The 25,539-nt window shown below is 61.9% G+C and carries 25 protein-coding genes, 1 tRNA gene and 1 pseudogene; 13 read left to right on the top strand and 14 right to left on the bottom strand.

Features of this window, described 5'->3' with window-relative positions:
• Nucleotides 1–291 precede the first annotated feature (291 nt).
• Complete coding sequence (locus HCF10_RS29365; RefSeq protein ID WP_167656939.1) at nucleotides 292–2,565, bottom strand: hypothetical protein; 2,274 nt, start codon at nucleotides 2,563–2,565, stop codon at nucleotides 292–294.
• A gap of 52 nt (nucleotides 2,566–2,617) precedes the next feature.
• A tRNA-Leu gene (locus HCF10_RS29360) sits at nucleotides 2,618–2,692 on the bottom strand.
• Between the two features lie 538 nt (nucleotides 2,693–3,230).
• Here HCF10_RS29360 and HCF10_RS29355 point away from each other — a divergent pair.
• Nucleotides 3,231–3,470 carry a DUF6124 family protein gene (locus HCF10_RS29355; RefSeq protein WP_167656938.1) on the top strand — a complete coding sequence of 80 codons (240 nt, stop codon included), beginning with the start codon at nucleotides 3,231–3,233 and terminating at the stop codon, nucleotides 3,468–3,470.
• A 37-nt stretch (nucleotides 3,471–3,507) separates the two neighbouring features.
• Here HCF10_RS29355 and glsB read toward each other — a convergent pair whose 3' ends face one another.
• From glsB to HCF10_RS29335, 4 genes are all read right to left on the bottom strand, one after another.
• Complete coding sequence (glsB, locus tag HCF10_RS29350) at nucleotides 3,508–4,416, bottom strand: glutaminase B (protein ID WP_027607252.1); 909 nt, start codon at nucleotides 4,414–4,416, stop codon at nucleotides 3,508–3,510.
• Nucleotides 4,417–4,496: 80 nt separating this feature from the next.
• Nucleotides 4,497–4,883 carry a hypothetical protein gene (locus HCF10_RS29345; RefSeq protein WP_167656937.1) on the bottom strand — a complete coding sequence of 129 codons (387 nt, stop codon included), beginning with the start codon at nucleotides 4,881–4,883 and terminating at the stop codon, nucleotides 4,497–4,499.
• A complete protein-coding gene (locus HCF10_RS29340) occupies nucleotides 4,873–5,268 on the bottom strand; it encodes a hypothetical protein (protein WP_237683201.1) in 396 nt (131 codons plus the stop codon). The genes HCF10_RS29345 and HCF10_RS29340 overlap by 11 nt, the downstream gene beginning before the upstream one ends.
• 59 nt (nucleotides 5,269–5,327) lie before the next feature.
• Nucleotides 5,328–5,672: a hypothetical protein gene (locus HCF10_RS29335; protein WP_090402992.1), complete on the bottom strand. Its 345-nt coding sequence runs from the start codon at nucleotides 5,670–5,672 to the stop codon at nucleotides 5,328–5,330.
• Between the two features lie 91 nt (nucleotides 5,673–5,763).
• On the opposite strand from HCF10_RS29335, the gene HCF10_RS29330 reads away from it, so the two are divergent.
• Nucleotides 5,764–6,099, top strand: coding sequence for a hypothetical protein (locus tag HCF10_RS29330; protein WP_032889532.1), 336 nt, complete (start codon nucleotides 5,764–5,766; stop codon nucleotides 6,097–6,099).
• A 199-nt stretch (nucleotides 6,100–6,298) separates the two neighbouring features.
• On the opposite strand, the gene HCF10_RS29325 is transcribed toward HCF10_RS29330, so the two are convergent.
• Genes HCF10_RS29325 through HCF10_RS29315 form a run of 3 tightly spaced genes read right to left on the bottom strand, consistent with a single transcriptional unit; the run spans nucleotide 6,299 to nucleotide 9,538 of the window.
• A complete protein-coding gene (locus HCF10_RS29325) occupies nucleotides 6,299–7,774 on the bottom strand; it encodes an FGGY family carbohydrate kinase (protein WP_167656935.1) in 1,476 nt (491 codons plus the stop codon).
• 5 nt (nucleotides 7,775–7,779) lie between these two features.
• Nucleotides 7,780–8,712 carry a transketolase family protein gene (locus tag HCF10_RS29320; protein WP_131699886.1) on the bottom strand — a complete coding sequence of 311 codons (933 nt, stop codon included), beginning with the start codon at nucleotides 8,710–8,712 and terminating at the stop codon, nucleotides 7,780–7,782.
• Nucleotides 8,702–9,538, bottom strand: a complete 837-nt coding sequence (locus HCF10_RS29315) for a transketolase (RefSeq protein WP_131699885.1) — start codon at nucleotides 9,536–9,538, stop codon at nucleotides 8,702–8,704. Before HCF10_RS29315 ends, HCF10_RS29320 begins: the two co-directional genes overlap by 11 nt.
• Before the next feature lie 362 nt (nucleotides 9,539–9,900).
• Here HCF10_RS29315 and HCF10_RS29310 point away from each other — a divergent pair, with 362 nt between their 5' ends.
• The 9 genes from HCF10_RS29310 (at nucleotide 9,901) to HCF10_RS29270 (ending at nucleotide 19,323) form a co-directional block, all read left to right on the top strand.
• Nucleotides 9,901–10,908: an ABC transporter permease gene (locus HCF10_RS29310; RefSeq protein WP_131699884.1), complete on the top strand. Its 1,008-nt coding sequence runs from the start codon at nucleotides 9,901–9,903 to the stop codon at nucleotides 10,906–10,908.
• A 50-nt stretch (nucleotides 10,909–10,958) separates the two neighbouring features.
• The gene (locus tag HCF10_RS29305; RefSeq protein ID WP_131699883.1) at nucleotides 10,959–11,891 is read left to right on the top strand and encodes a sugar ABC transporter substrate-binding protein; all 933 of its coding nucleotides are present in this window, start codon (nucleotides 10,959–10,961) and stop codon (nucleotides 11,889–11,891) included.
• A 15-nt stretch (nucleotides 11,892–11,906) separates the two neighbouring features.
• Entirely contained in the window at nucleotides 11,907–13,418 is a 1,512-nt protein-coding gene (locus HCF10_RS29300; RefSeq protein ID WP_167656934.1) for a sugar ABC transporter ATP-binding protein, read from the top strand.
• A gap of 65 nt (nucleotides 13,419–13,483) precedes the next feature.
• Entirely contained in the window at nucleotides 13,484–14,248 is a 765-nt protein-coding gene (locus HCF10_RS29295; RefSeq protein ID WP_032889550.1) for an SDR family oxidoreductase, read from the top strand.
• A gap of 11 nt (nucleotides 14,249–14,259) precedes the next feature.
• Nucleotides 14,260–15,060 carry an SDR family oxidoreductase gene (locus HCF10_RS29290; protein WP_167656933.1) on the top strand — a complete coding sequence of 267 codons (801 nt, stop codon included), beginning with the start codon at nucleotides 14,260–14,262 and terminating at the stop codon, nucleotides 15,058–15,060.
• A 45-nt stretch (nucleotides 15,061–15,105) separates the two neighbouring features.
• The gene (locus HCF10_RS29285) at nucleotides 15,106–16,059 is read left to right on the top strand and encodes a sugar-binding transcriptional regulator (protein WP_167656932.1); all 954 of its coding nucleotides are present in this window, start codon (nucleotides 15,106–15,108) and stop codon (nucleotides 16,057–16,059) included.
• A gap of 22 nt (nucleotides 16,060–16,081) precedes the next feature.
• Complete coding sequence (gene tal, locus HCF10_RS29280; protein ID WP_167656931.1) at nucleotides 16,082–17,005, top strand: transaldolase; 924 nt, start codon at nucleotides 16,082–16,084, stop codon at nucleotides 17,003–17,005.
• A complete protein-coding gene (locus HCF10_RS29275; RefSeq protein ID WP_167656930.1) occupies nucleotides 17,002–17,997 on the top strand; it encodes a GlxA family transcriptional regulator in 996 nt (331 codons plus the stop codon). The genes tal and HCF10_RS29275 overlap by 4 nt, the downstream gene beginning before the upstream one ends.
• Before the next feature lie 126 nt (nucleotides 17,998–18,123).
• On the top strand, nucleotides 18,124–19,323 hold the full coding sequence (locus HCF10_RS29270; protein ID WP_167656929.1) for an NAD(P)/FAD-dependent oxidoreductase: 1,200 nt from the start codon (nucleotides 18,124–18,126) through the stop codon (nucleotides 19,321–19,323).
• 8 nt (nucleotides 19,324–19,331) lie between these two features.
• On the opposite strand, the gene aqpZ is transcribed toward HCF10_RS29270, so the two are convergent.
• The 3 genes from aqpZ to HCF10_RS29255 form a co-directional block, all read right to left on the bottom strand.
• Nucleotides 19,332–20,027, bottom strand: coding sequence for an aquaporin Z (gene aqpZ, locus HCF10_RS29265; protein ID WP_409438468.1), 696 nt, complete (start codon nucleotides 20,025–20,027; stop codon nucleotides 19,332–19,334).
• Between the two features lie 128 nt (nucleotides 20,028–20,155).
• Nucleotides 20,156–21,340 (bottom strand): sugar transporter, encoded by a 1,185-nt coding sequence (locus tag HCF10_RS29260; protein ID WP_167656927.1) that lies wholly within the window; start codon nucleotides 21,338–21,340, stop codon nucleotides 20,156–20,158.
• A 265-nt stretch (nucleotides 21,341–21,605) separates the two neighbouring features.
• Entirely contained in the window at nucleotides 21,606–22,604 is a 999-nt protein-coding gene (locus tag HCF10_RS29255; RefSeq protein WP_145338440.1) for a bile acid:sodium symporter family protein, read from the bottom strand.
• A gap of 85 nt (nucleotides 22,605–22,689) precedes the next feature.
• Here HCF10_RS29255 and HCF10_RS29250 point away from each other — a divergent pair, with 85 nt between their 5' ends.
• Nucleotides 22,690–23,478 (top strand): AraC family transcriptional regulator, encoded by a 789-nt coding sequence (locus HCF10_RS29250; protein WP_167656926.1) that lies wholly within the window; start codon nucleotides 22,690–22,692, stop codon nucleotides 23,476–23,478.
• Nucleotides 23,479–23,733: 255 nt separating this feature from the next.
• Here the strand turns inward: HCF10_RS29250 and HCF10_RS29245 are convergent.
• Nucleotides 23,734–24,014 (bottom strand): annotated as a pseudogene (locus HCF10_RS29245) (ABC transporter substrate-binding protein); the annotation flags it as partial.
• 128 nt (nucleotides 24,015–24,142) lie between these two features.
• Here HCF10_RS29245 and HCF10_RS29240 point away from each other — a divergent pair.
• The gene (locus HCF10_RS29240; protein ID WP_167656925.1) at nucleotides 24,143–24,574 is read left to right on the top strand and encodes a hypothetical protein; all 432 of its coding nucleotides are present in this window, start codon (nucleotides 24,143–24,145) and stop codon (nucleotides 24,572–24,574) included.
• Between the two features lie 9 nt (nucleotides 24,575–24,583).
• Here the strand turns inward: HCF10_RS29240 and HCF10_RS29235 are convergent, their stop codons facing one another.
• Entirely contained in the window at nucleotides 24,584–25,528 is a 945-nt protein-coding gene (locus HCF10_RS29235) for a N5-glutamine methyltransferase family protein (RefSeq protein WP_167656924.1), read from the bottom strand.
• Nucleotides 25,529–25,539: the final 11 nt, after the last annotated feature.

Raw genomic sequence — 25,539 nt, 5'->3', positions numbered from 1 at the left:
ATGTCTCGCGCTACAACATCAGCAGGCCTCATAGCTACAACGACTACCGGTCGCCGGTCGTGAAGGAAAGGTTGGCGGCGTGAACCTTAATCAGTGTCCAAGATTACTTGACCAGTTCAGCTTGCTCGCGAAAATCGTCAACGATAACGCAGCGCTTCAGGTTTATCGTGGCGCGCTCTAGTTTTTCGCGAGCAAGCTCGCTCCTACAGGGGATAGCCAGTGCAGGTTACGCGCGGAGTAAACACACGCCCGTACGCAGCTCAAACACGGCAGCGATATTCAGCGTATGGCCTACTGCCCAACGGTCCGGCTTGATTCAACGTGCTGTGGAGGCAGTAGCCAGTGACGTGTAGTGGTCCATCCCAGAAATACCCTCGCGCCATCGGCTGTTGGACACTGTTGAGGCAATACTTCGCCTGCAACGGCTTTGCGCAAGCCACTCATCAACGGTAGAAATTTTTCTCGAAAAGCCACAGGCTGCGTGGCGAAATAAGCCTCGACAGACCTCAACGCATCTTTGCATTCAAATTCGTCGAGCATCGCAAGGTAAAACACCATCTGACGCCAGGCATAGGCCGTGTTCTTCAGCATTATCAACCGAGCATGATAGTGCTCAGTCTGCATCTGGTGCCGTTTGCAGATCCACTCAAAACACGCCTGGACCATGCTCCCTAGTCGAGGCTTTAGAAAAACTTTCAATCCAAGCTCATCGAAAAGCAGTGCGAGGTTTTGAGTGGTTAAAATCTGCTGCTGCTCAAGGATGGTGCCATTGGTTGCAGGGTGCCACGTGCCCAACCTAGCCTCCGCGCGCTTCGCGCATAAGGCGGCAAAGGCATCGCTTGAAACTCGCGCATGTCGTCGCTCTGTGATGACCAGACGGGCCAGTTCATCGGTATCAATCGCGTAGTAACGTGCGTATAGGGTATCTGCCATCACCCCTCCCGCTCGCCGAGCATTGTCAGCGAACTTAGGTGAAAACTTCCCCATGAAGATATCTGCAGCGACCTCCTCCACGAAGGGAAGATCCAGCCCCGCAGCGTCCGCCAGTGTTCCAAACTCCTGGAGAAGCTTGTTAGGAAGGATGGCATAAGGAAAGGCATGAATCGTCAATGCCGATGATTCAACAAGAGATTGCCTGGCGGCACTCGCTGCACCAACGCCTGACTGCCGGTCACCTTCAATTACAGTAACCCATGGCAACTCACTGAAGCCGACCTGACGCTGAAGGTTTAATAGCAACAACGAACGCCGTCGACGGAAAGCCTGGTAGGTCGAGGCGTAGACCATCCTCAGTGCTTCGTCGCGTAGCCCCGAGCTACTGAGCTGAGCGGTCATCGCGGGCAGCAGCCGTGCGACTGTGTCACCCGAAGTGATGAGCCCATGCTCGATCAATTCGCTGATTGTCCCACTGCGACAGCGTTGAACTCGCCGCAGGATCGCCTCGGGTATCGCGACACATCCGCCCTGCGCGCACTCCAATGCCTCCTCAGCAGTGAGCGGAACGACCAAATCGACAAAATCCGAAATACCACTTTTCGCCGGATACTTGGAGAGACGCTTTGCCACGGCACGCGCAATCAGGTGATGCTCTGGCCCCGCAACCTGGCGAAGCTGATTTGCACGGAACGCAAGGTGAGAGGCCGAATTCGGCGCGCCATGCTTGCGCACGAAGTCATCGACAATTCGCTTTATGCGACCTACGTGACGCCCTGTGAGCGATTCAGCATCGCGGGCGCATTGCTCGAGCAGAAGAAACAATTCATCCACACGATCGGGGGTGCGTTTGTTGAGTCCAAGGCTGTTATAACGCGCATCTAATTCGGCTGCCTGTTCGTGCCACTGAACCGGGTAACTGCGGCACGGCCAGCCAGCCTGATAAGTCAGGAGGAAATGCGCAACGGCTGAATCATATAGGGGCAGACGCGCTTCAATACTCTGTTTCTGAGCAACGATCTGAGCGCGAGGCGGCAAGGTTGAAAGCAATTCCTTGACCTCACCGGCATCAACTATGTGAACCTGCGTGGCTGAAATCGGGAGCTGCGCGGAGATTGACGGAAAGAAACGCAATCGATCGAAGAACGGAACAATCAGGTCTATAAGTGCCCTGGCTTCATCGTTGCGCTGCTGGCCTGACAGCCAGGCCACTGTCAGTAACGCGGCCTCTTCCGGTACCTCAACGCGATAGTCACAAGCGGTCAGACGCTGGTGCAAAGCGTCAAGGCCATCATCCGTCAGGTGCCAGGCATTGATGTCCAACCGCTCGAACCCCGGGCGAACACCCGGAATAGAGGCGGCCAGTTCACGCTCATTGCCGGTCAATTCGCCACCAGCCAGAAGGTTGCCGGTAGCAAAGCCCCCCGTAATGACTTCCAGCGTAACCCAGGCGGGAAGCCCGGCAATCGGGGCGCGCGAGCCGTACTCAGCACTGCCTTGCAGCATGTGCGTAATTACCTGCTGCCACTGTGAAATACGTCTGCTGGCTTTAAAGCGAGCGAGGGGACCGCAATTTTTATCGTGCGCAATCAGCGCTTTGGACAGTTGGAAAACCGCATAACCCGCGCCCATACCAGTCACCCCGTGTGTTCTGGGCCTGTGTCCAGATTGCCTTGTGATGTGATGGGTCCGGAGGCTGGATTCGAACCAGCGCCCACCCGGTCCTGAGCCGAGTGTTCTACCGCTGAACTACTCCGGAACAGCGGGCGCATTGTCTGGCAATTGCTGAAGAATGTGAAGGTTCGAGGTCATCATTAAATAATGGCCTACGACAACGTACTTCTTTTTTGTAAGAACCGCCGCGGGCCTCTGCGCGCTATTCCGGGGAATGCCGAATCAAAGATCGTTCCCACGCTCCCGTGTATATCCATCTGAGAAATGGGAAAAACCTGGGTTGCGATGGCAGCGTAGCATTCGTTTTCTGCGTTTGCTCTTCTCGGATTTTTCCGACAAGGCTTTCAGGTTGTCGCTCGGAACTTCCCTGACTAACCTCTCCGCCGTCGCTGCCAATTCAGCGGCCGGATTTGACCGTCCGACCTTGTTAACGAACTGCTACGCCCTGCACCTATCCCAGGCGTTTTTTTTGTGCCTGAGGTATCGTGTCGCGGCAGTTGTGCGCGGGATACCTTCGGGTATGCCGGGTTCGTTGACAACCGGTCGGTCAACCCGCGTACAGCTGCCACCCTCTTCGTTTGACCGCGAACGCTGGCGGCTCCACTTGTCGACGGAGCTTCACCATGATTAAAGACAGCCCCAATCCCCCAGAAAAACTCTTCACCGTGCGCCCCGACCTGGGCACGGAAACCCTGCTGGTCAACGCGTCCCAGGATCTATCCTCCATCACCGACATCGCCACTCACCTGGCCTTTGAAGTCGACGGTACGCAACGCAATGTAGCGTTGGGCATCTGCCGAATGCTGGAAGGTGTGCAACTGTTGGTGGACAAAGCATTGGATGACGCCCATCCAGCGGCATGACACTCAGATGATCGTTCCCATGCGCGTGGGAACGATCTCAAAACACCGACCACCCAATCCGCTCACTCAACAACTCCAACGCCTTGATCCCCGCCAGCGAGTTGCCCGCCGCGTTCAACTCCGGCGACCACACGCACACCGTAAACTGCCCCGGCACCACCGCGACAATGCCGCCGCCCACACCGCTCTTGCCCGGCAAGCCCACGCGATAGGCAAAATTGCCCGCCTCGTCATACAGCCCGCTGGTGGCCATGATCGAGTTGACTTGCTTGGTCTGCCGCGCGGTAAGGATCTGTTCGCCGCTGTGGGCACTGGTGCCCTCGTTGGCCAGGAAGCTGAACGCCTTGGCCAAGTCCAGGCAGCTCATCTGCAAGGCGCAGTAGTTGAAGTAGCTGTGCAGCACCGCGTCCACGTCGTTGTGGAAGTTACCGAAGGATTTCATCAGGTAGGCCATGGCCGCATTGCGCGCGCCGTGCTGGGCTTCGGAGTCGGCGACGACGCTGTTGACCAGGATCTGCGGGTTGCCCGACAGGCGCCGCACGAAGTCGCGCATCGACAGGATCGGCACGGCAAAGCGTGATTGGTTGATGTCGCAGATCACCAGCGCGCCGGCATTGATGAAGGGGTTACGCGGGCGGCCGCGTTCGAATTCCAGTTGCACCAACGAGTTGAACGGTTGCCCCGAAGGCTCGTGGCCCAGGCGTTCCCAGATGGTTTCACCGCCGTGGTCGATGGCCTGCACCAGGCTGAACACCTTGGAAATGCTCTGCACCGAGAACAGCGTATCGGCGTCACCGGCGCGGTAGGCCGAGCCGTCATTGCCGTACACCGCGATGCCCAGCTGGTTGGCCGGTACATCGGCCAGCGCGGGAATGTAGTCGGCGACTTTGCCGAGGCCGATCAGGGGGCGCACTTCGTCGAGGATCGACTCCAGCAGCGCCTGCATGTCTTGTCCTGTCATCTGTCTTTGAATCGGTGGAAAGCGGGGTGCGGAGGATACCTGAAACACGCAGGCCAGGTGGCGTACTACAGAACGTGAAGGCCCTCCTCGTCCCGGTAATACATAAGGGACTCGTACTGAAACGACATCAAGAAACAGGCCTCACACCTCGCAGTCAGTTGCTCAACCAGTTGCCTGACGTCAGCCAATGGATCAGCGTCCTGCGGCGCAGGCCCCTTGATGCGCAGATAACCACGAACGGCCACCGGAAATGCCAGATCGCTCGGGCCTTGCGCCCGAATATCAGGATCATCCACTTCATAGCAGCCGCTCAGAAAAAGACCTGAATGAAAGTGCGCCACCACCGACTGTTCATTCTGTTCCAGTTCAGCAGCGCCCACCGCGTTCACGGCGTCAGCCAGATGGACCAGGGACATTCGCTTATCAGCCTCAAGATGAATATCAAGCCCCATGGAGCACAGCCTCCAACCGTGTGTACAAGCGTAACCCCTCAGTCTCGTCAGCGTTGGCATCGAGAAACACCAGATCCTCGCAAAGCCCGGACGGCAACGAAATACCCACCACAAAATCACGCCCTGTAGCGCCAGCCATGGCTTTGGCAAACAGGACCAATTGGTCAATTTGAGATTGGCTGACGCAAGGTAAAGGAAGGTTGAGCCCGATAAACCAGTCATTCAGATCATCAGGCGCCAGGTCGGGTGTACGCTCGTGCTGATGATTCACAAACACGGCGCAATATTGCGCCCAATCGCTGACCAATGCGCGAAAGGCGTCGACCAATACCGGTTCGATTGCTTGGTTGTCAGATCCATCGACGTAACAATAAAGCGTGTGCATGGTGCGCATCCTGGTCCGCGGGCGGGCAATTCTAGCGCGAACGCGGCGAACACCTCGATTCAATGCGCCCTGAAACCCCACACAATCTCCACCACCCGCTCGGCCACCACCAGATAAACCAGGATCAGCAACAGCTGCAAGGCCAGGTGATAACGCAGCTTGGCCAACCGGCGAATGCCATCGCTGACGTTCAACAGCATCAGCACTGTCGACAGAATGATCAGTCCCCACCCCGCCACGCTGGAAGCAAACACCCCGATAAACAGGTCCTGCTGCCCCACGAGGGTATTGGTGCCCGCCGCAAACAACAGCGCGCACACCAGCAGGTTTTTGACGTTGTCGAAGATCTGCGTGCTCAGGTCGTTTTCCAGCAGGGCCACATACCGCTTCCATAACGTGCGCATGAGTCATTACCGGTTAGGGATCGCTCGTCAATCAAAGTAGTCCATATGCCCGTACACTGCACCGCTGCGCTTACTCCACGAGGACTTTTGCATGAAATTGATGATTGGCCTGGCCGCTTTACTGCTGGTATCGGCCTGTACCACGACCCCACCCGCCCAGGACGCTGCGGCGTCCACCTGCCTGGCAGGCGGCGGTACCATGAAGCAAGTCGGCAAGCTGCAGAGCTGGAAATGCATCACGCCGTACAAGGATGCGGGCAAGGCATGTACCGATTCGAGCCAGTGTGAAGGCGAGTGCCAGACCAGTGTCACCACCCAGTCCGGCAACGGCCCTGTGACCGGCGCGTGCCAGGTGGATAACGGCCACTTCGGCTGCTCGGCGACGGTGGAGAAAGGCAAGCTCGGCCGAGCGATCTGCGTGGACTGAGCCACACCACCGAACCTATTCGGCGCGCGGGGCCAGGAAACCGTGCGCATCGGTCACCAGAAATCCTCCACGCTGATCACGCTGCCGATGCATTCTTCAAGGCGGGGTTGTTGCCGAAGGCGGTGGATGCCAAGGATGTACAGACCTGGCGGCCTTGAAGGCTTGCACCGCCCCTCCCACAGTTGGTTTGCATATGACGTTAGAAGAGTGTGCGGGCCAGAGCCTTTTTCCACTCTGCGTAGCGCCCGGCCATCGCCGGATCCTCCTGCGGCTCAAAGCGCTCGCGCTGGCGCTCCAACTGCCCCAGCGCCGTATCACTCGCCCACACCCCCAACGCCCGACCCGCCAGGTGCGCTGCGCCCAGCGCCGAGACTTCCGGCGACAGGCTGCGCACCACCGGGCGTTGCAACAGGTTGGCGAGGAACTGCATCAGCCAGCGGTTGCGCGTGGCGCCGCCATCCACCCACAGTTCCTTGAGCGGGCTGCCGATGTCTTGCTGCATGGCTTCGAACACATCGCGAATCTGATAGCCGATGGATTCCAGCGACGCGCGCAGGATGTGCGCGCCGGACGTGGCTTCGGTCAACCCGCAGATCAGCCCACGGGCGTCGGCCTTCCAGTGCGGTGCGCCGAGACCGGACAGCGCCGGTACAAAGTACACGCCGCCGTTATCCGGCAGTTGCGCGGCCTGTTCGGTCAAGGTGTCCAGGGACTCCCCGGCCACCAGGCGCGACGCCCATTGCACGGCAGCGCCGGTATGGACGATATTGCCTTCCATGCCGAAGGTGGGTTGGCTGCCGTCATGCCAGGCCAGGGTGGTCGACAGGCCATGGGTGGAGGCAATCGGCCCACTCATGGGCGTCATCAAGGACGAACCGGTGCCGAGGGTGGCCTTGACCAGCCCCGGCGCAAAACCGCCCTGCCCGTACAGCGCCGCATGGGAATCGCCGATCATCGACATCACCGGGATACCGGCGGGCAAGCCGCCCACGGCGACCGTTTCGGCGAAGAATCCGGCGCTCGGCTGAATCGGTGCCAGGGCCGCAGCAGGAATGCCGAACAGCGCCAAAAGCTCAGGATCCCAGGCGCAGGTATGCAGGTTGAACAGTTGGGTGCGCGCGGCGTTGGAATAGTCGGTGGCAAACACCTGGCCGCCGCTGAGTTGCCACAACAGCCAGCTGTCGACGGTACCCAGGCAGATCTCCCCGGCAGCGGCGCGGGCATGGCCGTCCTCAAGGTGATCGAGAATCCAGCGGAATTTGCCCGCCGAGAACATCGGGTCCAACGTCAGCCCGGTCTTTTCCAGGATCAGCGCTTCATGGCCTTGCTCATGCAGTTGCGTACACAACGCCGTAGAGCGTCGGCATTGCCAACTGATGCACGGCGACAATGGTTCGCCGGTATGCCTATCCCAAGCCACCACCGATTCACGCTGGTTGCTGATCGCGAGCGCAGTGATCGGACGATCCACCTGGGCCAGGCATTCTTCAACCGCCGCCAATGTGTTTTGCCAGATCAGCAACGGGTCCTGCTCGGAAAAACCGGCCTGGGGATGGCGGATGCTCAAGGGCCGCGAACCGCGCGCAATTACCTGGCCAAGTTCGTTGACCAGGACTGCCTTGGCGTTGCTGGTGCCTTCATCTATCGCGAGGATCAGCGGGGTGTTGTTATTCATTGAGTTCACCGCAACCGAGTGGCAGCCGCCACGATCCCAGCCGCGTCGATGTTATGCAAGGCGCGGGTCGGTTCGCGGGCACCGGCGGCGGCGTACTCGCCATCGCCGATACCCAGGCGGATCAGGGCAATGCCCAACCCGGCTTCGGCCAGCACTTCGGCGACCAGGCTGCCGACGCCGCCATTGATGTTGTGTTCTTCCACACTGATGACCGCGCGGGTGCCGCTCAAGGCGCTGAGCAACACATCACGCTGCAAGGGCCGGATCGACGACAGGTTGATCACCTGCGCCTGGATGCCCTGCTCCGCCAGCAATGCCGCTGCATCCACCGCTTCATGCACCACCGAGCCCAGGGCCACGATGCTCACATCGGCGCCCTGGCGCAGGATGTCTACCTGACCGGGCACAAACTGATAGTCGGCGCCGTGCACGTCGGGCAAGGCTTTGCCGTCGAGGCGGATATACACCGGGCCGTGGTAGCGCAGCGCGTAATCGATGATCTGGCGGCACTCGACGGCATCGGCCGGGGCGAAGATTTGCACATTGCCAAACCCGCGCATCACCGAAATATCGTCGAGGCTGTGGTGGGTGCTGGCGAGCGGGCCATAACTGGTGCCGGCATTCAGGCCGAACATCTTCACGTTGGCCTGGTTGTAGCAAACGTCCACCTTGATCTGCTCATTGGCCCGCGAGATCAGGAACGGCGCCGCGTTGCAGGTGGCGGCGATCTTGCCACCCAGGGCCAGGCCCGCCGCGACGCTGACCAAGGATTGCTCGGCAATGCCGACATTGATCAGGCGCTCGGGAAAGCGCTGGGCAAACGGGCCGATCTTGGCCGTGGAGGTGGAGTCGCTGACCACCGGCACTACGTCCAGCCCGGCCTCGACGGCAGCGATAAACGCTTCCACCATGACGCTCGCCAAATGTTCACTCGCCATGGTTCAACTCCTCCAGTGCTGCGTTGATTTCATCACCCTTGGGCACGCGGTGGTGCCATTCGGGGCGGGCTTCGATAAACGACACGCCCTTGCCTTTAATGGTGTGGGCGATCAGCACCTGGGGCGCGCCGGTCTTGGTCTGCATGGTTTCCAGGGCTTCGATCAATTGGCCGACGTCGTTACCGTCGCACTCGCTGACGCGGAAGCCGAAGGCCGCCCATTTCACGTCCAGCGGGTCCAGCGGCATGATCTCGGCGGTCAACCCCGCCAGCTGCAGCTTGTTCTTGTCGACGATCACAAACAGGTTATCCAGGCCGTACTTGGCCGCCGCCATCGCCGCTTCCCAGTTGGAGCCTTCGGCCAGTTCGCCGTCACCGGTCAGCACGTAGATGCGTTTTTTGCTGCCGGACATCTTCGCCGCCAAGGCCAGCCCGACCGCCACCGGCAAACCGTGGCCGAGGGCGCCGGTGTTCAGTTCGATGCCGGGGGTTTTCTGGCGTACCGGGTGGCCGGGCAGGTGCGAGTTGAAGTGCTGGTAGGTGGGCAGCCACTCGGTGGGGATGTAGCCCGCCTGCGCCAGGCAGCAGTACAAACCGCCCACGCCGTGGCCCTTGCTCTGGATATAAATATCGCGTTCGGGGTCTTCGGTGCGTTCCGGGCCGGTGTTGAGGATGCGGAAATACAGGGTGGCGAGGATGTCGGTTTCGGAAAGATCCGCCCCGGTGTGGCCGCCGGCCGGTGAGTCGGCATTCAGGCGGATCACATGGCGACGGATCAGGCGGGCCTGTTCCTTGATCTGGTGGGCGTCGTACTGGAAGGCATTCATGCAGCGGCTCCTTTGAGGCTGACCACGCGGGGTGAAAGTGTCCAAGGCTGTCTTTGAATATTTATTCAGCAGTGACAATATATTTCTATTTAGACGCCGATCCTCTGGCAGGTCAAGTAAGCGAACCGCCGAAAAATCAAATAAAGCTCGGAAATATCCCTCGGACAAACGGCCAAAATCCCACGCCGGCTCATCTAGCCCGTGGCTTTGCGCCGGGCAAAAACACCGGATCAGCGGCTTACAAGAAAAATTAAGCGCTTGACTTTGACACGGTGTCACTGGAATCTGAATTAACAGTCAGGTGCGCATAAATATTCACGACGCCTGAAAGCACTCCAAAAAAAATAACTCAGGAGAACACTGTGGACGCCAAAGCTATTGTCCAGCACCCGGCCGAACTCAAGCCGCCACCTCGCCCACGTATTGTCAAACTGCTGCCCAGCAATATCGGCGGTCCGTTGATCGGGCTGGTGTTGCTGGTGCTGGTCTTCTCCTTCAGTTCCGAATACTTCTTCTCGTTGCGCAATGGCCTGAACATCCTCGATCAGGTCACGGTGCTGGGCATCCTGGCGATCGGCATGACAGCGGTGATCGTGATCGGCGGCATCGACCTGTCGGTCGGCTCGGTGCTTGCGTTCTCGATGATGATGCTTGGCTGGCTGTATCAGGATCAGGCGGTGCCGCTGGGCTTTGCGATTCCGATCTCGATTGCCAGCGGTATGCTCGCCGGGCTGGTCTCCGGCGCGTTGATCACCTACGCCAAGCTGCCCCCCTTTATTGCCACGCTGACCATGATGTCGGTGGCCCGCGGCCTGGCGAATATCCTCACCGAAGGCCGGCAGATCGTCGGCTACCCGGACTGGTTCACCAGCCTGGCCACAGTGCGCCACTTTGGTTTCCTCTCGGCCACCGTGGGCCTGTTCCTGGTGATGCTGGTGGCGGCCTGGGTGTTCCTGCGCTTTCGTGCCGGTGGCCGTAACCTCTACGCCATGGGCGGCAGCCCGGAAGTGGCGCGGTTGTCGGGCATCAAGGTGCGGGCGATTACCTTGTGGGTGTACGCCATCAGCGGTGCGCTGGCCGGCATCGCCGCGGTGACCCTGGCCGCGCGCCTGGACTCCTCGCAACCAAGCGCCGGGCTGAGCCTGGAACTGGACGCCATCGCCGCCGTGGTGATTGGCGGCGCCAGCCTCAGTGGCGGCGTCGGCAGCATCGGCGGCACCCTGGTGGGCGTGCTGATCATTGGCGTATTGCGCAATGGCCTCAACCTGCTGGGGGTTTCACCCTTTATTCAACAAGTGGTGATCGGTGTGGTCATCGCCCTCGCCGTCACCATCGACACCCTGCGACGCCGCTCCAGCACTGCCCGTTAAACCTGTTCGACAGTTGACACCCTCCAACAATAAAACCAGGAGTCACCGACATGTTCAGCCCCAAGAAATTGCTGTTGGCCACCGCTCTCGCCGCCGCCACCCTCACCGCTGCCGGCACCACCTGGGCCAAGGATTTGACCATCGGCCTGGCCGTGGCCAACCTGCAGGCCGACTTCTTCAACCAGATCAAGCAATCGGTGGAAGCCGAGGGCAAAGCCAAGGGGGTCAAGGTGATCACCGTGGACGCCCAGGGCAACTCCTCCACCCAGGTCAGCCAGATTGAAGACCTGATCACCCGCCAGATCGATGTGCTGATCTACATCCCGGCCGGTGCCACTGCTGCCGGTGTGCCGGTGAAAGCCGCCAAGGCCGCGGGCATCCCGGTGATCGCCGTGGACCGCAACGCCCCCGACGCACCAGGCGACACCTTTATCGCCAGCGACAGCGTGGCCGGCGCCAAGACCCTGGCCGAGTACGTGGGCAAGATCACTGACGGCAAGGGCCGCATCGCGATCCTGCAAGGCCAGATCGGTACCACCCCCGAGAATGATCGCGCCAAAGGCTTTGAAGAGGGCCTGAAAGCCTTCCCGGACCTCAAGGTCGTCGCCCAGCAACCGGCCGAATGGACCCAGGACAAAGGCTTCGCCGTGGCCCAGGACCTGCTCCAGCGTGACCCGAACATCACCGTATTCTTCGGCCGCGCCGATGCCATGGCGCTGGGTGCCGCCCAGGCGGTGAAAGTCGGCAACCTCGATCACAAGGTGGTCGTGGTCGGTTTCGACGGCGACGTGGCCGGGCTCAAGGCCGTGCAAAGCGGTGTGCTGAACGCGACCATGACCCAGCAGACGCAGAAAATGGGGCGCCTGGCCGTGGCCTCGGCCATCGACCTCAAAGCCGGCAAGACCCTGCCCAAGGAGCAACTGTTGCCCACCGTGCTGACCACTAAAGAAAACGTCGCGCCGTTCCTGCAACAGCACCCGTAAGCCTTGGAGGTCGTCATGCAAGCAGCAGCCGTGGACACCGCTCAATCTGACGCGGTGCTGTGCCTGCGCAATATCAGCAAGGCCTACGGGCCGGTGCAGGTGTTGTCGCAGGTCAACGTGGACATTCGCCCTGGCGAGGTATTGGCCCTGCTCGGTGAGAACGGCGCGGGCAAGTCGACCTTGTCGTCGATCATCGCCGGGCTGGTGCAACCCGAAGCCGGGGGCAGCATGACCTGGCTCGGCGCGCCCTACGCGCCAGCTTCACCGGGGGCTGCGCTAGGGGCCGGGATCGGCCTGATCCACCAGGAAATCCGCCTGCTGCCGCAATTGTCGATCGCCGAGAACATCTTCGTCGGCCGCCTGCCCATGCGCCGTGGGCGGGTGGACCGCGAGTACATGGAGGCCCAGGCGCAGATCCAGTTAGAGCGCCTGGGGCTCAAGGTGCCGGCCTCGCGCAAGGTCGAAGGCCTGAGCGTGGCGGCCCAGCAACTGGTGGAAATCGCCAAGGCGCTGACGCTGAAGGCCAGCCTGTTGATCCTCGATGAACCCACCGCCGCATTGGGTGGCGAAGAAACCGAGCTGCTGTTCAAGCAGGTGGAACGGCTCAAGGCCGAGGGCGTGTCGTTTATCTATATCAGCCATCGCCTGGAAGAAATCGCACGCATCGCCGACCGCGTGCTGGTGCTGCGCGACGGCCGGCAGATCGCTTTGCACGCCACGGCCCAAGTGCCGGTGCGTGAGTTGGTGGAGCAGATGGTCGGGCGCAGCCTGGAGCGAATATTCCCTGCGTTGCAGGCGCCGCAGGACCAAGTGATGTTGCAGGTCAAGGATTTGAGCTGCCGTGAGTTTGCCTTGCACGGCATCGACTTCAGCGTGCGTGCCGGCGAGGTATTCGGCATTGCCGGGGTGGTCGGCGCCGGGCGAACCGAGCTGGTGCGTACCATTGCCGGTGCGGCCCAGGATATTCGGGGCCACATGGTGTTGGATGGCGAGGTCCGCCAGTTGCGCTCGCCCTTCGAGGCGATCCAGGCCGGCGTGGTGCTGGTGCCCGAAGACCGCAAGCAGCAAGGCGTGGTGGTGGAGCACCGTATCGAAGACAACCTGATCTACGGCAACACTGATTTGCTGGATAAACGCGGTTGGGTGTTCCCTGCCCCGCTGCGCGAATTCGCGCGCACGGCGGTGGCGCGACTGGGGGTGAAAGGTGCGCCGCAGTCGCGGATTTCCAGCCTGTCGGGCGGTAACCAGCAGAAGGTGATCATTGCCAAGTGGCTGGCGCGCAACCCCAAGGTGTTCATCCTCGATGAGCCGACACGCGGCATCGACGTGGGTGCACGGGCGGCGATTTATGAAGTGATCGCGGATCTGGCGGCCAAGGGCATGGCGGTGATTGTGGTCAGTTCCGACCTGGATGAAGTGCTGGGGTTGTCCCATCGGGTGATGGTGATGAGCCGGGGACGGCAGATGGGGATTCTGGAGCGCGGCGAAGCCACCCCGGTGTCGGTGATGGAGATGGCCACCGCATAACCAAAGACCTGCAAAGATCCAACTGTGGGAGGGGTCTACTGTGATTTCAAAAATTGGAGTTATCCATGCAACTTTTTAGTCTTCAGGGCCAAGTGGCCTTTGTCACCGGCGCCGGCAGCGGCATTGGCCAAGCTATCGCCGTCGGGCTCGCCGAAGCTGGCGCGGATGTAGCCTGCTTTGATCTTCCGGGCAGCCCCGGCATTGCGAGCACGGTAGAACGCATCCAGGCGCTGGGCCGTCGCGCCTTGGCCTTGAGCGGTACCGTCACCGAGCGGGCCGCCCTGGATGCAGCGGTCGCGCAAACCGAACAAGAACTCGGCCCACTCAGCGTGGCCGTCAACTGCGCCGGCATCGCCAATGCCCAGGCCGCCGAAGACCTGGAACTGCAACGCTGGCAAACCACCCTGGACATCAACCTCACCGGCATCTTCCTCAGCTGCCAGGCCCAGGCGGCGGTGATGTTGCCGCGTGGCAAAGGCGCCATCGTCAATATCGCCTCCATGTCCGGCAGCATCGTCAACCGCGGCCTGTTACAGGCGCACTACAACACCTCCAAGGCCGGGGTGATCCACCTGAGCAAAAGCCTGGCGATGGAATGGGCCGACAAGGGCCTGCGGGTCAACTGCATCAGCCCCGGCTACACCGCCACGCCGATGAATTCACGCCCGGAAGTCGCCGACCAGGTGAAGATCTTCGAACAGACCACGCCCATGGGCCGCATGGCCAGCGTGGAAGAAATGGTCGGCCCGGCGATTTTCCTGGTCAGCCAGGCTTCGTCTTTCTGCACCGGTGTCGACCTGTTGGTCGATGGTGGTTTTGTCTGCTGGTAAGGAGTTTTGTCATGTCGCAACGTTTCAGCGGTAAAACCATCGTGATCACCGGCGCCTGCCGTGGCATTGGTGCCGGCATTGCCGAGCGCTTCGCCCAGGAAGGCGCCAACCTGGTGCTGGCCTCCAACGACCTGGAACGCGTGACGTTCACCGCCGACCAATTGGCCCGGGAATACAACGTCGACGCCCTGGCCCTGGGGATCGACGTGACAAGCGAAACCGACATTGAAAAGCTCTACCGCGAAGGCCACGCGCGCTTCGGCAGTATCGACGTATCGGTACAGAACGCCGGCATCATCACCATCGACCACTACGACAAGATGCCCCGCGCCGACTTCGACAAGGTGCTGCAGGTCAACACCACCGGTGTGTGGCTGGGTTGCCGGGAAGCGGCCAAGTACATGGTCAAGCAAGGCCGCGGGCGCTTGATCAACACCTCGTCCGGCCAGGGCCGCCAGGGGTTTATCTACACCCCGCACTACGCCGCCAGCAAAATGGGCGTGATCGGCATCACCCAGAGCCTGGCGCTGGAACTGGCGCGGCATAACATCACCGTCAACGCGTTCTGCCCCGGCATCATCGAAAGCGAGATGTGGGACTACAACGACCGCGTGTGGGGCGAGATCCTCAGCACCGATGAAAAACGCTACGGCAAGGGTGAATTGATGGCCGAATGGGTCAAGAACATCCCCTTGCGCCGGGCCGGCAAGCCCTCGGATGTCGCCGGTCTGGTGGCCTTCCTGGCCTCGGATGACGCGGCCTACCTGACCGGCCAGGCGATCAATATCGACGGCGGCCTGATCATGTCGTAAGGGTTTGGTATCCTCACGGCCATTGTGTCAACAACCGAGGCTTTCATGAGCCAGATCGAAGAACAGCGCCTGATCACCAAGATCGCGAGCCTCTATTACGAAGAAGGGCTCAAGCAGTCCGAGATTTCCGCCCAGCTGGACCTGTCCCAATCCTTTATCAGCCGCGCCCTGCGCCGGGCGCTGCAGGAAGGCGTGGTGAAGATCAGCGTGATGCGCCTGCAAGGCCTGCACCTGGAGCTGGAAACCCAATTGCAACGCCGCTACGACGTGCGCCAGGTGATCGTGGTGGAAGCCACCGAGCCCGGCAACGATGAGAGCATCAAGCAAGCCATCGGCTCGGCGGCTGCCCATTACCTGGAGACCAGCCTGTCGCCCCAGGACCATATCGGCATTTCGTCGTGGAGCAGCACCATTCGCGCCATGGTCGGCCACCTGCATGCCCAGCCGGGCAAACAAGGCGCCCAGGAAGTGGTACAACTGTTGGGCGGCGTCGGCAACAAAGGCGCGTTTGAAGCCACCCTGCTCACTCAACGCCTGGCCACCCTGCTCAACTGCCCGGCGTTTTTGCTGCCGTCGCAAAGCATCGAGCAATCGGTGGAAAGCAAGCAACGCATCGTGCAGATGGAAGAGGTCAAGGAGGTGCTGCAACGCTTTGACAGCATCACCCTGGCGATCGTCGGCATCGGCGACCTGGAACCCTCGCAACTGCTGCGCAACAGCGGCAACTACTACACCGAAGACATGCTGCGTTTGCTGGCCGAGCGTGGCGCCGTAGGCGATATCTGCCTGCGCTACTTCGACGCTCAGGGCAAGCCGGTGCTGGAAGAAGATGAAGAATTCGTGGTCTCGGTGGCGCTGCCCAAGTTGCGCAGTATCCACCGCGTGCTCGGCCTGGCCGGCGGGCTGAACAAGGTCCAGGCCATTCGTGGCGCGCTCACGGGCGGCTACCTGGATATCCTGATCACCGACCTGGACACCGCACAGGCCCTCAACCAATAACCTTTTTTGGAGAATGCCGCTCATGACGTCCAAGCTCGAACAACTCAAGCAATTCACCACCGTGGTCTGCGACACCGGCGACCTCGAAGCCATCAGCCGCCTGCGTCCGGTGGACGCCACCACCAACCCGTCGCTGCTGCTCAAGGCCGCCGCCATCCCGGAATACGCCGAGCTGCTGCGCAATGCCGTCAACATAGCCAAAGGCGACGTCGGCCTGGCCTGCGACCACTTCGCGGTGTCAGTCGGTGCCGGCATTTTGAAGGTGATTCCCGGGCGTATTTCCACCGAAGTCGACGCGCGCCTGTCCTTCGATGAAGACGCGCTGTGGGCCAAGGCCAACCAACTGATCGCCCTGTACGACCAGGCCGGTATCAGCCGCGACCGCGTGCTGATCAAACTGGCCTCCACCTGGGAAGGCATCCGCACTGCCGAACGCCTGGAAAAAGCCGGCATCCAGACCAACCTCACCCTGCTGTTCTCCTTCGCGCAAGCCCAGGCCTGCGCCGATGCTGGGGTATTCCTGATCTCGCCATTCGTGGGCCGCATCTACGACTGGTACCGCAAGAACACCGGCCTGGACTACACCGGCTCTGATGACCCAGGCGTGCAATCGGTGACGCGCATCTACAACTACTACAAGGCCAACCAGATCAACACCGTGGTCATGGGCGCAAGCTTCCGCACCCTCAGCCAGATCGAACAGCTGGCGGGTTGCGATCGCCTGACCATCAGCCCTGAGCTGCTGCAGAAGCTCGACGAAGACCAGGGCACACTGGCGCGCAAATTGGTACCGGTGACCGAAGGCGAAGCGCGCCAGCCAATGAACGAAGCGCAGTTCCGCTGGGCATCAAATGAAGATGCGATGGCCACGGAGAAACTTGCGGAAGGGATTCGACAGTTCGCGCGGGATCAGGAAAAACTCGAGGCGGTGTTGTCGGCGCTATGACCCCCGTCCAGCCGCTCGGCCAGTCGCGCACCTTGGTGTTCCTGGCCTACCCGCAAATGGGCCTGCTCGACCTGACCGGTGCCCAGACCGTGTTCTGGGCTGCCACCAAGGCCATGGTCGAGCGTGGCCTGCCGGGCTATGTGGTGCACACCGCCAGCCTGGCGGGCGGCTTGATGCCAACGGCCGAAGGATTGAGCGTCGACACCCTGCCATTGGCGCAATTTGACCCCGCCGCCCTGGACACCTTGATCGTACCCGGCGCCCCCGCCATTCAACAGGCGCTGGCCGCCAACACCGACCTGGTGGACTGGCTGCGTCACGCCTCCACTCGGGCCCGGCGCACGGCCTCGGTGTGCAGCGGTACCTTCCTGCTGGCCCAGGCCGGCTTGCTCCAGGGCCGACGTGCTGCCACGCACTGGGCGATGTGCGACATGCTCAAGCGCGGGTTTCCCAGCATCGATGTGGACATGGACGCGATCTTTGTCCAGCAAGGCAATGTGTGGACGTCGGCAGGCGTAAGTGCCGGCATCGACCTTGCGCTGGCGTTGGTAGAGGCCGATTGCGGGCGTCACATCGCCCTGCAAGTGGCGCGGGAACTGGTGGTGTTTCTCAAAAGGCCCGGCGGCCAGGCCCAGTTCAGCCAACTGCTGCAAGCCCAGACCGACGACACTGCCGGTTTCGATGCCTTGCACCTGTGGATCACCGACAACCTCAGCGACCGCGAGCTTACGGTGGAGCGCCTGGCGGAACAAAGCCGCATGAGCCCACGCAACTTCGCCCGGGTCTACAAACAAAAAACCGGGCGCACCCCGGCCAAGGCCATCGAGTTGTTTCGCGTGGAGGCGGCGCGGCGCCTGCTGGAAGACTCCCAGCGCAACATCGACCAGGTGGCGCACCTGTGTGGCTTTGGCGATGAAGAACGCATGCGCTACACCTTCCATCGCCACCTTGCGATTTCCCCTCGCGACTACCGCGCGCGCTTTTCCCGCTGACGGCAGGCCGCTTGGCAGTTATTCAGGGTTTTCTGTCCTACCCGCCAAACCGCGGCGCTCTTAGAGTAGGCCGGTAACGCATTGCGCCTTGAGCAATCGTATCGACCTGGTCCCTGGAGCATCCCCATGAAGCAGCACATCCTTATCATCGGCGCCGGGTTCGGCGGTGTCTGGAGCGCCTTGAGCGCCGCGCGCCTGCTGGATAAACATGATCGCCATGACGTGCAGATCAGCGTCCTGGCCCCACAGCCGGCGCTACGTATTCGCCCACGTTTCTACGAAGCCGACGTGCATGCCATGCAGGCACCGCTGGGCCCATTGTTTGCGGCAGTCGGCGTGGACTTCATCGAGGGCGCCGCCGACCGCATCGATGAACACGGCAAGCAGGTGAGCTACCGCAACGCGGCGGGCATCCCCACCACCCTCAAGTACGATCGCCTGGTGCTGGCTGCTGGCAGTCGTCTCAATCGCCCGCAGATGGAAGGCCTCCAGCACGTGTTCGATGTGGACCAGATCGAAGACGCCACGCGCCTCGAAGCCCATCTCAAGGGTTTGAAAAACCTGCCCGACAGCCCGGCACGCAACACCGTGGTGGTGGCCGGCGGCGGGTTTACCGGGATCGAGACCGCCACCGAGATGCCGGCACGCCTGCGCGCAGCACTGGGTGACGACGCCACTATCCGTGTGATCGTAGTGGACCGTGGCCCGCAGATCGGGGCATCCATGGGCGATGGCATTCGCCCGTCCATCGTCGAAGCCAGCCAACACCTGGGCCTCGAATGGCGATTGAACACCTCCGTGGCCGCGGTGGATGCCGGCGGCGTGACCCTGGCCGATGGGCAGCGCATCGAGTCCAGCACCGTGATCTGGACCATCGGCTTTCGCGCCAACCCGCTGACCGAGCAGGTCAGCGGCACCCTTGACCCCCAGGGCCGCCTGCATGTGGACGGCAACCTCAAGGTGAAGGGCCAGGCCGATGTCTTTGCCGCCGGTGATGTGGCCTACGCCGCCACCGACGACCTCGGTCACTTCGCCAGCATGTCCTGCCAGCACGCCATCGCCCTGGGTCGCTACGCCGGCAACAACGTCGCCGCCGACCTGATCGGTGTAGCCCCGATGACCTACAGCCAGCCCAAATACGTCACCTGCCTCGACCTCGGGGCCTGGGGCGCGGTGTATACCGAGGGCTGGGATCGTCAACTCAAGCTGGTGGGCCAGGAAGCCAAGGAGCTCAAGCAGCAGATCAACACGGTGTGGATCTACCCGCCAGCCGCCGAACGGGCCACCGCCCTGGCGGCGGCTGACCCGCTGATTCCGGTGGCCTGACCCCGACGTCAGCCCTGTGGCGCATTCACCGTCAGGCAACGCGCCACCCACGCCCCCAGCACCCCGCCCACTATCGGCGCCAGCCAGAACAACCACAGCTGCGCAATGTACTCACCGCCGGCAAACAACGCCGGCCCGGTGCTGCGCGCAGGGTTGACCGAGGTGTTGGTCACCGGGATCAGGATCAGGTGAATCAGGGTCAGTGCCAGGCCGATGGCAATCGGCGCAAAACCGGCGGCCGCGCCCGGTGCGGTGACGCGCATGATGATCAGCACAAAGAAGAACGTGGCGATGACTTCGGCCAGCAACGCCGCCTTCATATCGAACAGGCCCGGACTCAGTTCGCCGTAGCCGTTGGCGGCAAAGCCCCCCATGTCGAAACCGGGCTGGCCGGTGGCGATCACGTACAGCGCCGCAGCGGCAGCCAGCGCGCCAATGACCTGCGCCGCGATGTAGGGCAGCACATCCCCACCGCACATGCGACGCCCTACCCACAGGCCGATGGTGACGGCCGGATTGAAATGCCCCCCGGAGATGCCACCCACGGCATAGGACATGGTCAGCACGGTGAGCCCGAATGCCAGGGAAACCCCTGCGAAACCGATGCCCAACCCAGGAAATGCGGCCGCCAGAATGGCACTGCCACATCCCCCGAAGGTCAGCCAGAAGGTACCCAGAAACTCTGCGGTCAAACGTTTTTGCACAGTCGACTCCATTGCTGTTCAAGCGCCGTCACCACAGGCTGTGGGCGGTCCTGGGCGACGGTAGCAATGGGCATTGAGGGGCCCTGTAAGACTTGTCTGGTTCTATTTAATCTGCGGCGCTTCGCACGTCAGTCCTGCACAACTCCGGTCCCAAACTTGCGAATCGCCAGGCAATACCCGATCAACGCCAGCGCCGCCAGCAACCCGCCCGCCACGCCGACCCAGGCGAAGCCGAAGTGGCTGCCGACCCAGCTGCCCATCAGGGCACCGCCGCCGATGCCGATGTTGTAGATGCCGGAGAACATCGCCATGGCCACGTCGGTGGCGTCCGGGGCCAGCACCAGCACCTTGGACTGCATGGCGAGGCCGAAGCCCATGATCGCCATGCCCCAGAACACGCTGAGGATCACCAGGTACGACTCGGCGCCGCTCAACGGCAGCATCAGCGCCAGGCACGCAGCCAGGATAAACACCGCGCCGACCACGAACAGGTGGGGATTGAAGCGGTGCACCAGGCTGAACAGCAGCGAGCCGATGATGCCCGCGCCGCCGAACACCAGCAGGATCAGGGTCACCGCGCTGCCGCTCATGCCGGCCACGCCTTCGACGAAGGGTTCTATGTAGCTGTAGGCGGTGAATTGTGCGGTCACGGTCATGGCGGTGAGCACGTACAGCGCCACCAGCGCCGGACGCTTGAACAGCAATGGCAGGCTGCGCAGGGAGCCGGAGTTCTGGCTCGGCAGCAGGGGCAAGGTGCGCGCCAGCCAGAACACCAGGGCGGCGGCGAACGCGCCGATCACCAGGAATGTGGTGCGCCAGCCCATGGCTTCGCCGAGCAGACGGCCCAAGGGGATGCCCAGCACCATCGCCAGGGACGTGCCGGTGGCGAGCAGGCCGAGGGCTTGCACCTGCTTGCCTTCCGGCGCCAGGCGTACCGCCAGGGAGGCGGTGATCGACCAGAACAGCGCATGGGACAAGGCAATACCGACGCGACTGACCATCAACAGGCCGAAACTGGTGGCCACGCTGGAGAGAATATGGCTGGCGATAAACATGCAGAACAGCACGATCAGCAACTTGCGCCGCTCGACGTTACGCGTCAGCAGCATCACCGGCAGCGAGGTCAGGGACACGATCCAGGCATAGATGGTGAGCATCAGGCCGACGCTGGACACGGGCATGTCGAAGCTGGCGCCAATGGCGCTGAGCAGGCCGACGGGGACGAATTCGGTGGTGTTGAACACAAAGGCGGCCAACGCCAGGGCGATGACCGGTTGCCAGTTGGCTTGGGGGGTTGCGGCTGAATGGCTCATTGAAGGGCGAGGTACTCTGGCGATGATCAAGCGGCCACCCAGGACAAGCGCCGCCGCCTGGCATTCTATAGGTTTCTCGGTCGCCTGTTGACGCTCATCCCCCTCAAAATACCCTCAGTTTTGTCACGGTAGGGTCACAGTCGCCAAGTGGTTCCCTGCCAGAATCGGCTGGCCAGCGCCATCCACCCGCACATAGCGCTGCTCCGGGCCACTGCGCGCATTTGTCGCACAACCTGGCTCGACGATGCTGCCCCTGGGTGATAGATCACGGATCCACCTGCCCCATCAGCGCCGGAATGCTTTCCGGCCGGTTGGCATAACGCTGCGCCAAGGCCGCACAGACCATCAACTGGATCTGGTGAAAGAGCATCAACGGCAAAATCAGCACGCCCATGCTCGCCCCGGCGAACAGCACCTGGGCCATTGGCACCCCGGTGGCCAGGCTTTTCTTCGAGCCGCAGAACAGGATGGTGATGCGGTCTTCCTGGTTAAAGCCAAAGGCCTTGCCCAACAGCGTGGATGCCACCAGCACCAACGCCAGCAACACGCAGCAGGCCACCACCAGACCGCCCAGTTCCCACAGCGGGATCTGGTGCCAGATGCCCTCATTGACCGCTTCGCTGAATGCGCCGTACACCACCAGCAGGATCGAGCCCTGGTCGACGAACTTCAGCCAGGCTTTATTGCGCCCCACCCACGCGCCGATCCAGCGGCGGGCAATCTGCCCGGCGATAAACGGCAGCAGCAACTGCACGCTGATTTTCAGGATCGCATCGACGGTAGAGCTGCCTTCGCCGTGCACATTGAGCAACAGCGTCACCAGCAACGGTGTGAGGAAGATGCCGAACAGGCTGGAGGCCGCCGCGCTGCAAATCGCCGCCGGGATGTTGCCCCGCGCCAGCGAAGTGAAGGCAATCGCCGACTGCACCGTGGCCGGCAAGGCGCAGAGGTAGAGCATGCCCATGTACAGGTCTTTGCCGATCAGCGGCGACAACACCGGTTTGAGCGCCAGGCCCAACAGCGGGAACAGCACAAAGGTCAGGCTGAACACCAGCAGGTGCAGGCGCCAGTGACCAGCGCCGGCGACGATGGCCTGGCGCGACAGCTTGGCGCCGTGCAGGAAAAACAGCAGCGCGATGGCCAGGTTGGTGACCCAGCCGAAGGCCACGGCGGTCTGGCCGCTGGCGGGCAGCAGGGAAGCTAGGATCACCGTGGCGATCAGGGTCAGGGTGAAGTTGTCGGGCAGAAAACGGGGGCGAGTCATAAGCGAATCTTCCGGGGGTTGCCAAGAGCGTCATTGCGACTCTAACGTAACGGCTTGTTACCGACTAACGCCAATGAGCCAGTAAATGCCGCCTAAAGGACATGCCAATACCGTGCGCCGCAGTGTGCCTGGGCTCGCCAGCCTGCCACGGCCGGTGTATGGGCGCACTGAATCGCTGCCCAACCGCGCGCTGACCCGTCGGCACAGCCACCCGTGGGTGCAATTGTCCTACGCGATTTCCGGGGTGCTGGAGATCCAGACCAGCGCCGGCCGCTTCGTCGCTCCCCCCCAGCGGGCGGTGTGGATCCCGGCGGGCATGCCGCATCGGGTGTACAGCTCGCCCCATACGGAGATGCGCAGCCTGTACCTTGATTGCAGCGTCACCGCCTGGGCCTCGGAGCACTGTCACGTGTTGGAGGTGAGCAGTCTGTTGCGCGAGCTGATCAGCCGCTTCAGCGAGTTGCCGGTGGAATATGCCGAGGACGGCCCGGATGGGCGCTTGGCCCAGGTGGTGCTGGACCAATTAGCGGCAGCGCCCCAGGTGGACCTGATGCTGCCCTTGCCGCTGGACCCGCGCCTGCGGCAAATCTACCGCAGCCTGAACCTGCACCCGGAACAGCAGACCACCCTCGGGCACTGGAGCCAGAAGCTGGGGGTCAGCGAGAAGACCCTGAGCCGGTTGTTCTTGCGTGACACGGGCCTGACGTTTCGGGCCTGGCGCCAGCGTTTAAGGCTATTGAGCGCCCTGCCCGCCCTGGAGCAAGGCGAGCGGGTGACGGATGTGGCGTTGAACTGTGGCTATGAGTCCACCTCGGCGTTTATCAACGCGTTTCGGCAGCAGTTCGATGCCACACCGGGTGAGTTCTTCCGCTGACACTTCAAACGCTGAACGCCCGGCAGATAGGGCAACTGTGGCGAGCGGGCTTGTCCCGCGTTGGGCTGCGTAGCAGCCCCAGTAAGGAAGAACGCGGTGTATCAGACACTCGGTGGAGGCTGGTTTTGGGGCTGCTTCGCAGCCCAACGCGGGGCAAGCCCGCTCGCCACAGTTACAGTGTTCCTCCTTAACTGACCGGTATTAGGGCAAGCCCCCTCCCACAATGTTGACCGTATTTCCAATGGGGATCGACGTTCAGCTGCCGTCACCGCCATGGGCCTCTTCAAAGAAGTAGTCCTTCCAGCTCGCCGCCTTGTTTTTCAGTACGCCCAATTCCTGCAATTTATCGGCATAGATAGAGGTACGCTGCGGCACGATGGTGAAGTCGATTCCGGGTCCTGGACGATTTTCTCCACCAGGTCCAACGGCAGCTTCGACTGCTCTACGCGGATATACGCCTTGGCCGCTGCGGGTTTTTCGGCCTTGATGATCTGCTCGGCTTCGGCCAGCGCGGCGTAGAACGCCGGGTAGGTCTGTAGCGGCGGTTTTTTAGACAGCAAAAGAATATCGGAGTCTATTGTTATGCAAATACCCCCAAAACGACGCGTGGCTGTTATTGTGCCGCGCTTTGAAAAAACAGCCGCACACTGCGAGGACATGCACGTTGAACACTGACGAAAAAATGACCGGGGACCTGTTCGAGGTGGATAAGCGCCTGTCACTCAAACCCGTGGTGGACTTCAACAGCTACCTGCGCAGCGCTTTCGGCGACGGCCCGTGCACCTGCATACGTTGCACCGCCAGCGGCGGCGATGAGAGTGGCTACGCGTTCCAGCACACGTTCAGCTTCGACGGCAAACCGAGCCAGCGCCGCTTTGCCTCCACGGCTGGCAGTGATGTGTTGATGGCACTGAAAAAGGCCTGGTTGTCGTACACCAAGGCCGAGCTGCCTTCGACTGGCGCACTGGCGCTGGAGACGGTGAAGGAGTTTGTCGAGCCGCAATTGCACAAGCGCCTGGCGCCGCTGTTTCTGGCCAGTGGGTTGGTCAAGGATGTGGACGGCGAGTTGCACCTGCAGCCACAAGCCACGGCCTGAACATCACCGTCAGCGCAAACGGGTGACGGTGAGTGCCACCACGGCGATCCGCTCCACACGCTCATAGCCGGGCTTGGCCAGTTCTTCGCCGAACACATCTGGGTCGAGTTCGCGGTAGGTCCAACCAAAGGCATCGCTGCCCAGCAACGGCTTGACGGCGGCCAGGAACGGGTCTTCCCCGGCGACAATCGCCACGCCGGTGTAGAGCACCAGGCTGCCGCCCAGGGCCAGGCGCCTAACGGCCTCGCCGGCGATGCGCACCGACAGTTGCTCGCCCAGTGCGCCGCCGCCATGCCGGTAGGCACGCTGGCGGTCATCATTCATGTAGGGCGGGTTGGCGACGATCAGGTCGAATGTTCCTTCGACGCTGCCGAGCACATCGCTGTGGTACGCGGTGACGTTCGCCAACCCGGCCAGCTCGGCATTCACCGCCGTCAGGCGCAACGCGCGCGGGTTGATGTCCACCGCCAGCACCTCGGCGTCAGGGCGCGCCCGGGCGACCACCAATGCGCCTACACCGGCACCGCAGCCGATGTCCACGGCGCGCTTGATCGGCTCGAAGCGCTGTTGCAAATGGGCTTCGATCAGTTGGGCAAATCGATAGCTGTCAGGCCCGAAAAACACCGCGTCCGCTTGCGTGGTGGGGTACGCCGAGTGGGCAAACAGCAGGTCGTCCAGGCTCGACCAACGCACCGCACTGCGCCACAGCGCATCGTGTTTTTCGACCACATCGGCCTGCTGCAGCTCCTCACGAAACGCATCGGGCAATAGCGCGCGGTCAAACGGCAGCGACCATCCGAATACATCGCGCAGGTCCCTCGCCAGCGGCGTCCCCATACGCTGAAAAAACCGTTCATGGGTCAAGGGCGTTGGTGTGATGAACCGGTAGCCATTTTCCTTCAACCCCCGCCCCAGGTTCAGCAGGGCGCGGTCGGCGAGTTGTTGTGCAGACATGGACAAACTCC

This window comes from Pseudomonas sp. B14(2022) (assembly GCF_012030485.1).
GTDB lineage: Bacteria > Pseudomonadota > Gammaproteobacteria > Pseudomonadales > Pseudomonadaceae > Aquipseudomonas.
Note: the sequence above shows the minus strand (reverse complement) of the source record. Positions and strands in the feature narration are given on the sequence as shown.